Below are 12,746 nucleotides of genomic sequence, written 5' to 3'. Positions count from 1 at the left end.
AATTGAGGCGGCTTGCATTAACGGATGTAAGCCGCTTTTTTTGTGCAAATACGGCGAGAGTCTGATACTTCCCCATTATACCATTCATGGCCAAAATTGTTTCAAGCCGTCTGATATATGGGTTTTCCAACTCAATAAGTTAAAAAGCTTTTACAACATTTATAGGGTGCTGATGGGTTCTAATATGTTCTGGAACATTAAGTCGGCACTTTCTTTGAGTAAAAGGAAGAGTAATCCACCCTACAGAAAAAGCCTGACGCGCTTGTTACCAAGCGCGATTTAAGTCAGCGAGAGCTGAATCAAGGATAGTGGAGAATGTAGATAGCAAACTGCCTAACAAACCTCCGACGAGGCATCATGTGGTGCCAAGTCGGAGCGTGAAACACTTCATAAACAGTGAGTGTTTATGATTGTTCTAATTCGCGATAGTGATTGTTGGATCAATGCGGTATAAAGCTTCTAATTTAGACTCCCCTACCTTACTCACATCCAGTTTTGCAACAACAAGGTAATACTGGATCGACTTCCCAATTAATGCAGAATCAACAGCATCGCTGATAGCCCCTCGAATATAATTTTGAGGCGCTGCGATCATACCAAACTCCAAACCTTGCAGCGATTGCAATGAAAAGCCAGAGCTTATTGTCGCCACACCAATTGTTTTGGCCTTTGCCTGTGTTGTTGAAAAAATATTTTCCCAAGCAGTTTTACATGTAAAGCCAGGCACAACTTGGTTATTACTCGTGTAAAACCCGACAATAATCATATCCTTCTCTTTATCTTCTACCGTAAGCGGACTATCCCACCAGCGGACTACATCACCTTGAGCAGCTTTAATACGCAAGCTGTAAGCAGAGGCATTACCACTAATGACATTATCTGACTCACAAATCATCCACAGACCATTTGTACCATTATGAACAGGGATCTCAGCGAGTGGTGTATCAAGGCTAATATTTCCACCTATATTATTCGGGAATTTACTTGGGTCCATTACAACGCGTATATCTATATTTTCTGACATAAAATTCATCCTTGTTAGTGAAGTAAACATATCCAAATCAACATTTAGACTAACCCGTTAGTTGTGGGTTATTGCAGCGAGTATCAATCAATAGTTGTATTACACGGCTATATACAGACCTGTAAAAATAGAAAAATGGGTCTGAGTCTGAGGGCTACTCACTGATTAAAAAGCAGTACACAAACAATCAGCTTGTATACTGCAGTTCAACGTGTATATCTCAAATGGGAGTAACAGCTAAAGTACCTTAACCTGCCTTCAACCTATTTAAAGATTTGAAAAGCAATAGTGACTCCCTTATGACCACGACTTTATACTAGTGTTTTCTTAGCATATTCCGTTGTGACTTCTGCCAATTTTGATATCGATGAAGGTTCTGATAGTTCAACTTTGGCAATCTCACATTCATGCCATTCACCATTAAACAAGTATTGAAAACTCGCAGCACCTGACTGCCAATTATCTGCCAGCGACATTCTTACCTTGGTATTTTCTGCACCATTAAGGCCGACACCATCCAATACCACCAGAATATTGCACGATGACATAGTGCACATATACGACCATTCACCGTTGAGCTTAGATAAAACATTCACAGGCTTACTGGTTGCCTGGAAGACTCTTCCAAACCCTGTCACCTGTTTACCAGCAACATGCAGATCCACATGTAGCGAAACGCCTCCGAGTAGATGATTGGTAATTTCGTAAGATACGTTAAATACACCTTGGATCTGTTCTTGTGAGCTTTGTACCTGAGTCATGTGATAATTCCTTTTGATTAATTGTCTTTAAAACATCCATTTCAACAAACTGATTTGAGTGGCTAGCAAGCCCTTCAACCTGACTGTCGCTATAAAGACTAGAGCAATAGGAACAATTAACCTTCTGATTATATTCTCTTAGAGAACTTTAAGTTTTAAACTTATACATCAGTAACTTAAAATATTTCAGAAAGTACGTTTCAGGGTTAGGAAAGGTTTAACTTTTGACATTTTCTAAAGTAATAGCTACTCGAGATCACGCTTATTAAAGCGCAAAGAAAGGGAAACATAACGCTTCAATATTAATAAGATATCTATGATTGGTTGTATTGAAATGTTTAAAAATTCAATTTACTGCATCAGAAGAATAATAGAAGGCGCAACGCTCCTAGCTTATCTACACTCCCTATTAACAGAACACCTAACGACTCACAGCGATGGATAAAAACTGTGCCGTATTAATAATAAATTAACTTAAATGGAAATTAAGGAATTTAGATGAAATATGTAAAATATATGATGCTGACTTCACTATTCTTATTAGTGGCCTGCAGTGGAAATACTAAACAAACCTCGAGCAAAACTGATAATGATAATTACTTGTTTATCAGCGGGGGGAATATCCTCACAATGCAAGGAAGCATGGGAGATAGCTCAAAAAAACACATATATGACGAAGACTACGCCCTACTTGTAAAAGGGGACAAAATTACCGCGATAGGTAAGTCCACAGCTGTAATAAACAGCATTCCAGATGGTTCTCAGGTTGAGTATCTTGATCTTGCAGGTAGAACCCTGCTACCAGGTTTTATCGAACCCCACGCTCATCTTCAGCTGACCGTTGTTGGAGCTGAACTGACAAATTTGATGCCATGTTTGCCCGATAAATATCAGAAGATATATGAACAAGGGTATGGATTATTATACAAAGAAAATAATATACCGGGTTCAGATAAAAACTGTTTGTTGTATTTGGATGATGCAATGGACGTTCTAGCCGCAAGTAAACCTATGCTAGAAGGGTGGTACTTGGGAAATGGTATGGACCCTTCCCGCATGTTGTTAAATGATGAAAAATCTTTAAATATTAATAGAGAGTTTTTAGCTTACCCTGCTAAATTTCTACAAGATAGACCCGCTTTTAAAACATCTCCAGTGTTCATATTAGATCAGTCGGGACACCTCGCATATGTGAACCAGATGGCATTTAAAAGCGCAGGGATCTGTAATTACAAATTTAATATAAAAAGCCAAGACTATGAATCTAAAACAGGAATTTCATTGACTCAAGCACAGATTGATTTCTTTAATGACTCACAGGGAAAACCAATTCTTTGTGCAGGTAGCAAGAAACAAATGCAACTTTCAGAACAAATGGCTGCTTATCAATATGCGTTTCCAGATGGAGAGTGGGGAATAGTAGAAAGTAAGCCCGGATTATGGACGTTCTCCGGGTTGCTGAAAGAAGAGTCTGCTTTTTATCCACTATTAAACACTCTGAAAGACAGTATTATCATGCCAGAGTCCTTAGAGGATGACATGATTCAAGTATTGAATGTAGCTTCCCAACAAGGGGTGACAACCTTTGCTGAAGGTGGTGGTTCCAACTTAGAGTTAATCAATAATTATAAACAAATGGCAAAACGCTCCGATATGCCAGCACGAATCAGAACCCTGTATACATGGGATGGTGAATGGTGTTCAGAACCCAGTGACTGCTCTATTGAAAAAGTCCCTTTTGTAAATAGTGAATATAACAGCTTATTCTCGGCGGAAGGTATAAAGCTATGGGCTGATGGTTCAACACAAGGATGCAGTGGTGATTTATCAGAAGCCTATTCTAAAGATGGACTATGTAAGTCATATGATAAAGGGCATCAAAATTACACCAAGGATCAGATAGAACAAAATTTGAGAAAGTACGCAAAAGACGATTGGTACATACACATTCATGCAAATGGTGACCAAGCGATAAAGAATTCGGTGGCGGCACTAAAAGAACTTTCTAGTACCTATGACAGCTTTGCAGAATTACCCAGTGTACTTATTCATTCAACTGTTAGCGGTGGACAATCAGATCCTTTAGCTATTCCGGCATTGATTGAGCAAGCAAGAAATACAAACTTACCTAACTTATCATCTAGCCATTTGATTGGTCATGTTGCCTACTGGGGAGATTCCTTTAAAAATGAGCTAGGCAATCAACGAGCTAAGAATATCGACCCAACTAAAACTGAATGGGATAAGAACATTCCGCTGTCTCTACACAGCGACATGTCAATTACACCGCTTTACCCGCTTTGGTTTGTAGAGCAGGCAGTTACTCGCAATACTTGGAGCTACCCAGAATTAGAGGGAGATGGAAAACCGCTCAATTCTGCAGAAACTTTAACCCCTTATCAAGCGCTCATGAGTATTACTATCCACCCAGCAATGCAACATGATATTGATGATGAAGTAGGCTCTCTAGAAGAAGGGAAACTAGCAGATATGGTTGTATTAGCGACCAACCCCTCTAGAGGTTGAAAATACGAAAATTCATGATATTGAAGTATCGTGTACCTTTTTAAATGGCAAGAAAGTTAAGTGGACTAAAGCGGACGGGACCTCAGTTGCTGATTCCTGCGCGTATAGCAACCAATTCTCTGACGCATTAGTGTCGACAGGCTCTAACTCTAAAGTTACCGCTCCACAATCCAACCAATAGATAGAAAGCAGTGCTTAGTAAGCGTCTCATTTAGGGTAATTTATCTTGAATGATGCGCTTACTATACAAAAAGAACCTAAACACCAACCAAGATGCAGGCCACAGTGGTTTCAGCGTCAAATCACGCTAACAAAACTCTCCACTATTAGTCCCAAGCAGAAAGCACAATACTAACGAGAGTTCATCTCTTCCTCGGCATGCAACCTCCTTGTTAAATACGCTTTAAAATCAGAGTAGAAGGCCGTTATTCACGCCATTAATGATGGGGTCTATGATTGCTCCTAATTACCGCCTCCAATTGCTTTTGCAGGCGGACTATAGCTCGCTATACACGACCTGTTCGCCGCCTTGCGAAATAATCTCGTCAGCTTGGATTACAAGCCCAAAGCCATGTTCTTCATCCCAAGCACATTCAAAAATCATCCCGACAGCACTTTTGTCAGGGTGATGCAAAACAAATGCTGATATTTGCATTAATTTAAAGATATTTCCCGCATGCATATCTTCTTTGCTCACCGCGCCGCAACGTGTCTCATAAAGCTCTGAGTCTTCATCAAACACATCTAGAAATTCAGATTCCTCAAGTAGTTCTTGATAGTTTTCATTCACATAATCACAGACAAGTGCATAAATACGCTGCTCGTTATCGATGAACCATTGCTGCATGTTATCTGTAATGGAAAGGTCTTCTTGGGTGAGAAACCCAACACTACCGTACGCGTTAAAATTATGCCAAGCACTCAACTCAGTCATGCCCTCATGCAATTCAGAGCCCACTTTCCAAGTAATATTTAATGGCTTCATCATAGACTCGCAAAAGTAAAAATTATATTTCAAATGAATGAAAATTAGTATGTAGTTCAAGCACAAGCGAGCAATATTATTTAGGGAGTTAGTACTAACGAACGCTATAACCAAGCCAGTTATTCTTATTAACTTGATTAAAGCAACTGAACTCTTCGATATACACAAGAGAAAAGGAACAGGCTTTTATGCCTTGCAGATCTATGTAAAAGATAATCGGAGATAACTAAATTAATGATGGGTTAATTTGCATAAAAAAAGCCATAGCGGTTGCTATGGCTTTTGATTTAAGTGACTAAATCACACTACATAACACTTAGAAGCGATACTTCACATTCGCGTTGATAGTACGGCGCTGCCCATAGAAACAATCACCGCGAGCTAAACAACTGGTAATCACTGTATCATCAGTAAGATTGTCAACATTGACGCTAATATCGAACTGGTCAAATTCATAACCAATCATCATATCAAACAGGTGGTAACTATCGGTTGCAAGCGCTTTATGTGCAACGGTGCCATCTGGCAATACCACGTCAATGCTGCCATCAGAAGTTTCGCCTACAAAGCGGTAACCAACACCCGCCTTGAAACCCTGCCAGAATGACTGTGGGCGGTAAGTCACCCAGGTCGACAACATATTATCCGGCATAGCAGCAAGTTTGGCACCATCTTCACCAGTGGTCGATGAGTGCTTAGTTGAGTCGGTATAGGCGTAGCTGGCATAAACGTCAATCTCATCCCACTCTAACTGCGCTTCTAGCTCCAAGCCTTGGATCTCGACTTCCCCAAGCTGCAAGGTTAAATCTGGACCTGCTGATTGTTTACGGTTTTTGTCGGTAATATCGTAAATAGATGCGGTAAACAGATGTTCAGTGCCACTCGGCTGGTATTTAACACCAATCTCATATTGCTCACCTTCTTGTGGTTTAAATGGCGTACCCACTTCATTAGAACCATAAATAGGCAAGAAAGACTGCGAATAACTCACATAAGGTGCTATGCCGGAATCAAAGCTATAAAGTACTCCGAGTCGACCGGTAGTGGCACTTTGGTCTTGCGTGCCAACTACAGCCGTTTCAGATTCAACTTTGTCATGACGCAGCGCACCACTGATCACCCAGCCACCAAATTTAATAGAGTCTTGCAGGTAAACCCCAAGTTGCTTGCTGTTTTCAGCAGGGGTATCTGGAATATCTGCACTTGTAGGATAACTTTCAGGATTGACGCCATATTTGGGGTTATAGATATCAATCAAACCACCGCCGTTCCAGACAAACAGTCGATCAGTATCAATTTCAACATCTTGATAGTCGATTCCAAACGTTAGGTTATGCTCAACATCGCCAGTATCAAACTGTGCTTGTAGACGCAGATCTGAGGTATACGCCTCTGCAGTTGCATCACTCATAGAAATAGAGCGTAGCAATGAGCGATCATCCGCCTGTAATGCAAACGGCCAAGCGTACATAGTCCGGTACGTTGATTCGCTATCAACATAACGAGTTGCCCAGTGAATAGACATGTAGTCATTCAGGTCTTGATCAACCATTAATGTCACTGCACGCTGTTCAGTGTCATATTGATCAAAGCCAGGCTCACTAACAAAACGTTCACTTGGGATCTGGCCATTAGGAGCAGGCAATATCGTACCAACATGTGGGAAGAACTGGGTACTAGAACCGGACTCATTTTTTTGTAGATTGGCTAGTGCAGTGATTTTGGTACTGTCAGTCGCAAACCAGCTCAGAGCAGGCGCAATAAAGTAACTATTATCTTCTACGTGATCAGTTTGAGTGTCACTGTCACGATATAGGCCGGTTAAGCGATACAAAAAGGTTTCATCATCATCCAAAGCTCCCGTCACGTCTGCAGCTAACTGCTTACGATCATAGCTACCTACTTGCGCCCAAATCTCCCCTTTTTGCTCTGCTTGCGGACGTTTAGTCACTAAGTTAATAATACCGCCCGTTGAACCTTGGCCATAGAGTACCGATGATGGACCTTTTAGGATCTCTATCTGCTGCAACATATATGGATTGGTACGCACATTATTGTAATTGCCAAACATCATCTGCAACCCATCTTGGTATTGCAGCGGTGACACACCTCGTATTTGCGCCCAATCACCTCGAGTATCGACGCCATAGGGGCCATTATAAACCCCAGCCACGTATCCAATGGCGTCTTGTACATTTTCTGCACCCAAGTCAGTAATACGCTTTTCCGTTAATACTGAAATTGAAGATGGCGTCTCAATAATCGGCATATCAGTTTTAGCAGCAGAAGCACTGACGTATGAAATCAGCCCTTTACCACTGATAGTAATCACTTCCATTTCACTATCATCAGCCGCTTTTTTCTGTACTTGATCTTCAGCCCAAGTAGGTAGAGCAGTAAGGGACATCGCGAGCAGCAACCCTGGGTATTTTAATTTAAACATTTGGTCAATCTTCAGCCTCATTGTTAATACAAGCAGAAATCTAAATACGCTAAAAAGGCCGAGATCTTAATGAAAATGATAATTAATCTCAACAAAATTTACAATTGGTTCACCGAGGTGACATCGTGGATTGCAAGGTTAAAAGTAGACAGGTAAAGTGAATAAGGGGGGTTTAATAAGTAATTGAAAGCGTGGGGTAAAATCACTTAATTTACGCTAACAAACTCAATAAATGACCATTTTAAGTCTTAGGAGCTCGCTATTCTGCCATTAATGATGGGTATCTATGATTGGTTAGTAAAAAAGAAAGAGCCAAGACTAGAACGAGTCTTGGCAGATAAAAGCTATCCTCAATCCCAAGATAAGTAAGAATACTCCAGCTATGCTTACTTAGATTGTACGACAGCAATCATTCCAGGTTGACCACCGCTTCCACTGCTCATATAAGTTTGCAGGTGGAAGTCTGCATCACTAAGCTGGTTTCCAATTCCAAAATCGGAGTACTCTTGCTCAAAGAAGTCCTTAGAACTGTTGCACTGAACGCTATCAATAATGCACTTATTTTTCCCAGAGGCTAACGGCACGGAATATCCTAAAAATACTGGTTTCTTAAACTTTTCCTTTACCGATTGCTTGGTGAAGTCGAGTTTAACAGCCCCTTCCATTCCTATTAATGCGGAATCCCTTTTGCTACATAATAGAAAACCAGCCAATGCAAATTCTAGTTCGCCTATCACCTCACCTGAACCTATAGAGCATAACGTATCCTTCTCTCTTGCTCGTGGCTTGTTGACTAGCTTTCCGTGCTTAAAGTAGAAATCCTTCAAATCTATAGTTGAGTTAGTTCGGTTCACGATTAACGATAAAACTTCGGCAGGTTTATCCATAAATATAAATATCGGAATTAAGGCGAGTACAACAACAATTGTAATTGCATTAAATGCAGCGACCTTACCTAAAGATTGAGCTGCAATTCCACAGGCAGCCCTGACAGTAGCGCCTCTATAAACCTCTCTTGCTGCATAAAAGCCCCACTCAACACCGATACCCAATATACCCCCAGCCCCGACTTGAATTCCCATATTAAGGGCACTTCCCTGGCTGGAAGCAAGTTGTAGGTTCTTTGTTTGATATACCAGGTAATTCTTAATATCTTCGCCTCTAAGGCTACAGACCATATTGAGATCATGTTCATCCTCTGTGTTCGATATTGCAATGTTTGGAATATCGTTATCATCAAAAGATTCAATTAGGTTACTTGAGGTTAGTTTCAAGCCTAAACCCGATAATAAACGATCAACTTTATGATCTTGACTTCGGTCTCCACTGTAAAAGCTCAACCAATCGATTCCTCTATTAGTTTTTTCAAATTGAAGAACTTCTTCAAGGAGCTTCTTAGTATCAATATTTTTAAGAAAACTATAATCTATTTTTTCTGCCGAAATCGCTGCTTCTACTTCCTTAACTTTTGAAGATAGATTAAGGTCTTCTGAACATATATCTGCAAAATTTTTATTAAACATAATGAACTCCATTTCTTTCATAGCCAACTTTATTGACGAGTTGGACTAGTCAACATATTCGAACCATGACAATAGCTAACAGGGACCAAGACCTCCTTCTGATAACCTTCTAGCGTAGCTTCTTTACTGCCCCCTAAGCGCAGACAGAGACTACCGCAACATTAAAACCATTGATTTAAAATGTAATTCAGTTCTCATACTCATAAAAATGAAAAGTGGTGGCGTCTCTTCTGCTTCAAAACCTTCAGATAACCTTCCTTTTAGCTATTGCTACCCATTATTAATCAGCGCTCAAAGCAAGTCTTTACCGCCGTTAAGTGGTTAAAAGCTATTAGATAGAAAGGCTGCTGAGTTCGATGAAACAGCGTTTTTTGCTAGAAATTTAAAGCATTTAGGAAAGCGAAGTATTTACACTAATAATGACGATTAGTTCTTGAAAGCCATACAAACTCTAGGTTATTGTTTGGCCAGCTAAGGAAATGCAGGCAAGACTCTAATCTCTTGTAAAAAGTGCAAAACAATAGAGACACCGCCAACAGGGAAGAAACGTGTATAACTCTTATGTTCGCCAATGAAAAGACTCATACAAGCAATTGATTTACATCAAACTTCCATATTTATTCATCACGGAACTGTGACGAGCATGCATATTCAAAAGCACCAAATCATTTAGATTGAAGTTAAGTATACTCTGACCCCACTTATTCACTTATTTCCTATTTCCGCGCTTAAAAGCTGCCGGAGTGACTCCAGTTAATCGCTTAAAATATTTATTAAAGTGAGTGATATCCTCAAAGCCAAGGTCATCGGCAGTTTGCTGTACTGAAAGGCCATCCATGATTAATTTTCGCTTGATCTCAAGCGTGATCCCCAAATCGATTAACTGCTTGGTTGTGCGACCACAACATGATTTACACAGCTGATTTAAGTTCTTGTAGCTAGTGTGCATCAATTGAGCATACTGAAGGGCTTCCCTGGCCTCAAAGAAATGTTGCTCCACTAAACTAATAAACAGATCAAAGCGCTCCTTTTGGTGCTCGCTTAAGTGGCTAAGATGACTCTTTCTTTGCCGACCTAATTTGATCAATAAGCTAGAAAGAAGTAGCTGCACCACCACATCGTCTTCAGCCCTCTCATAAATCGCCTTTTTAACCTCCTTTAACAACACGTTGCAGCTCTCCCTTAAATCCTCAGGAAGTGCCGTTAACACTGGTGATGACGCCATGCTTTGGTGAAACGGTGCAAAGTAGGAGGTGCGTATATTAGACGCACTATCAGAGAAGAAGTCCGTACTAACATTGACCATAGTCCCTTGAGGTAAATCCTCAGGATCGAAGGCATGTACTTGATTGCGGTTAACAAAAATAACACTACCCGATTGGTAGGGGTAGTATTTGAAGTCAATAAGATGCTGCCCTTGCCCTTTGCTGATAAACAGGAAGCAGAAATAACTCACTCGATGTGGTTGATATGGGTCGAACTCGTAACGATTGAGCCTTTCCCGAAAGCACTCAAGATCCATGACTTCGATACCAGAACTCTGTTTAGAAGGAGATCGGTAGTGAATGTTAGGAATTGAATCGCAATTGTTCATGCATGCCACTATAGCACCTCCTTAAAAGAGTTTCTGTGAAGGGACTGATTAGCCAGCGACAAATCGCCGCTGGCCAAAGGGGACTATAAATGTATTTTCCCTATTCGATTGGCTCGCTCATCATAGTCATTTTCATGACAACCTGAACAGCTGTCGTATGCACGAAGCCAGGGCTTCATGTAATTACCATCTGCCGAGAAGTGTCTTGGGTCATCCTTTGCGCCATCTAGATCGATCTTGAACAGATGAGACTCACTAGGCATGTGGCAATCGGTACACTTAGCGACGAATTCATGAACGGAAGCCTCAATAGCAAATTCCTTATTATGACAATCAGTACACTCGCGCACCATGGCGTTGCCATGGCCTGGTTGATCTTGATATTTTTCAGACTGATGCGGATTATGACAAGTTGAACAAGTGAAGTCCTTCTTCTTACCCATAGCCTCACCAGTATCCGGATCGGTACCAATCATGGTTGTACCCGCATGACGGCCACCACGACCACCTCGGCGCCCTTCGGGGCCAAAACCAGTGTTCAGGCTCAAGCGTGCACCTTGGGTTACTCCACCAAAGACTTGGTCAAAGGGAGACAAATAATCTGGGTAACGTCTAACAGCATCATCAGTAGTGTGACACTCAGTACAGGTTGCAGGCTTACCATATCCCATATCCTCTGCAAGGAAATCGTCAGTAACGCGTGCATCTGCAATCTTAACAATATTTTGTTTTGAAGGCGTCTTAATATGTTCACTACCGGCGCCATGACAACTTTCACATTGAACACCAGTCATAGCAAATGTGCCGTCCATCCCTGGCATATCATCTTGTCTATTGGGGTTTCGGTTATCGTTCTCAGTGTAATCCTGCCAACCTGTTGTGTGGCATCTGCCACAATAACCGTAGGGGTGTGAATCTGGTGCAGTATTGGGTTGATAAGCATATGCATAGGGGATCTGCCCCCCTTTAGGTGCCACTCCAACGCCTGCTTTATCACCAGACATGATATAGCCATTTTGATCGATGAACATCGCGCTAGATTTGTAGCCGCCAATCACATAGCTAATGTCCTGCCAGCCCGCTGGGTTGCCCAGAGTATTGTCTATGTCCAATAGTTCAGGAGCGCCTGCAAGCGAGGTAAAAGGGTAGATAGGTTCCTCCCCCTCTACCTTAGTCAGCTTAAAATTATGGCCAGTCTCAAAATAAGACTCCTTGTCCGTATGGCAAGAGATACAGGTATTAGAACCGACATAGGCCAGCCCAGCAGATGTCACCACAACCGTGACGATTGACTCAGCCTCCCCACCGTTACCATCTGAGATGATATAATTGATTTTGCTGGTACCGACCTCAACAGGTTCGAACAAAATCATATTGTCCTCAATCGATGCAACTCCCATCCCCTCCGATACTGTTACAGCTTTTATCGTCAATGCATCACCATCTGGATCGGTATCGTTAGCCAAGGCATCGATAAGACTATTACCGCCTAAAATAGCCTGTGCTTCCACCGGGTTAGCGATCGGTGGGGCATTGCCTGGGACGGTAGGTTCAGCGTTATCATCGCTACCACATGCACTCAAAAGACTGAGAAGCATAGCAGCGAGGAGCGTCTTGCTATGGGCACTGTGCCCGTTAAACTTTATCATCATCATTTCCCTTTATTAGTTGAAACAATTGGCCCCTAGGTATGGGATTTATCCTGGAGCGCATTAATTTGTTCGTTTGTTAAATTAATGCTGAAATCGATAACAAAGTAGGTCAGTAAGAGGCTGTAAGTTGCCGATTAAATACCGAAACATAGGAGTGTGAACCAAAGCAGCTCATGAGCCTCATCAAAGCCAAATGATTAACGAGCTTGCCAAAATATTGGTACTAAATAGCAGTTAT

General features: G+C 41.4%; 8 protein-coding genes. 1 reads left to right on the top strand and 7 read right to left on the bottom strand.

The genetic code is table 11. The features are described from left to right. Positions 1–415 precede the first annotated feature (415 nt). Together SWP_RS04105 and SWP_RS22980 are read right to left on the bottom strand one after the other, a co-directional pair. Entirely contained in the window at positions 416–1,024 is a 609-nt protein-coding gene (locus SWP_RS04105) for an AidA/PixA family protein (protein ID WP_020911114.1), read from the bottom strand. Between the two features lie 311 nt (positions 1,025–1,335). Beyond that, entirely contained in the window at positions 1,336–1,785 is a 450-nt protein-coding gene (locus SWP_RS22980) for a DUF1842 domain-containing protein (RefSeq protein WP_020911113.1), read from the bottom strand. Positions 1,786–2,283: 498 nt separating this feature from the next. Here SWP_RS22980 and SWP_RS04095 point away from each other — a divergent pair, with 498 nt between their 5' ends. Further along, positions 2,284–4,311 carry an amidohydrolase gene (locus SWP_RS04095; protein ID WP_020911112.1) on the top strand — a complete coding sequence of 676 codons (2,028 nt, stop codon included), beginning with the start codon at positions 2,284–2,286 and terminating at the stop codon, positions 4,309–4,311. Positions 4,312–4,807: 496 nt separating this feature from the next. Here the strand turns inward: SWP_RS04095 and SWP_RS04090 are convergent, their stop codons facing one another. The 5 genes from SWP_RS04090 to SWP_RS04070 all read right to left on the bottom strand — a co-directional run bounded on the left by SWP_RS04090 (position 4,808) and on the right by SWP_RS04070 (position 12,505). After that, the gene (locus SWP_RS04090) at positions 4,808–5,299 is read right to left on the bottom strand and encodes a DUF6985 domain-containing protein (RefSeq protein ID WP_228371111.1); all 492 of its coding nucleotides are present in this window, start codon (positions 5,297–5,299) and stop codon (positions 4,808–4,810) included. A 313-nt stretch (positions 5,300–5,612) separates the two neighbouring features. Beyond that, entirely contained in the window at positions 5,613–7,739 is a 2,127-nt protein-coding gene (locus tag SWP_RS04085; protein WP_020911110.1) for a TonB-dependent siderophore receptor, read from the bottom strand. 386 nt (positions 7,740–8,125) lie between these two features. Further along, positions 8,126–9,262, bottom strand: coding sequence for a hypothetical protein (locus SWP_RS04080; protein ID WP_020911108.1), 1,137 nt, complete (start codon positions 9,260–9,262; stop codon positions 8,126–8,128). A gap of 709 nt (positions 9,263–9,971) precedes the next feature. Continuing rightward, entirely contained in the window at positions 9,972–10,856 is an 885-nt protein-coding gene (locus SWP_RS23345; RefSeq protein WP_020911105.1) for an AraC family transcriptional regulator, read from the bottom strand. Between the two features lie 83 nt (positions 10,857–10,939). Next, complete coding sequence (locus SWP_RS04070) at positions 10,940–12,505, bottom strand: Ig-like domain-containing protein (RefSeq protein ID WP_228371110.1); 1,566 nt, start codon at positions 12,503–12,505, stop codon at positions 10,940–10,942. Between the last annotated feature and the right edge of the window lie 241 nt (positions 12,506–12,746).

It is taken from the genome of Shewanella piezotolerans WP3 (genome assembly GCF_000014885.1).
GTDB lineage: Bacteria > Pseudomonadota > Gammaproteobacteria > Enterobacterales > Shewanellaceae > Shewanella > Shewanella piezotolerans.
Note: the sequence above shows the minus strand (reverse complement) of the source record. Positions and strands in the feature narration are given on the sequence as shown.

Bases quoted from the DNA above. Each gene is read 5' to 3' on its own strand.
- SWP_RS04105 (WP_020911114.1), bottom strand. From the start codon at position 1,024: ATGTCAGAAAATATAGATATACGCGTTGTAATGGACCCAAGTAAATTC.
- SWP_RS22980 (WP_020911113.1), bottom strand. From the start codon at position 1,785: ATGACTCAGGTACAAAGCTCACAAGAACAGATCCAAGGTGTATTTAAC.
- SWP_RS04095 (WP_020911112.1), top strand. From the start codon at position 2,284: ATGAAATATGTAAAATATATGATGCTGACTTCACTATTCTTATTAGTG.
- SWP_RS04090 (WP_228371111.1), bottom strand. From the start codon at position 5,299: ATGATGAAGCCATTAAATATTACTTGGAAAGTGGGCTCTGAATTGCAT.
- SWP_RS04085 (WP_020911110.1), bottom strand. From the start codon at position 7,739: ATGTTTAAATTAAAATACCCAGGGTTGCTGCTCGCGATGTCCCTTACT.
- SWP_RS04080 (WP_020911108.1), bottom strand. From the start codon at position 9,262: ATGTTTAATAAAAATTTTGCAGATATATGTTCAGAAGACCTTAATCTA.
- SWP_RS23345 (WP_020911105.1), bottom strand. From the start codon at position 10,856: ATGAACAATTGCGATTCAATTCCTAACATTCACTACCGATCTCCTTCT.
- SWP_RS04070 (WP_228371110.1), bottom strand. From the start codon at position 12,505: ATGATAAAGTTTAACGGGCACAGTGCCCATAGCAAGACGCTCCTCGCT.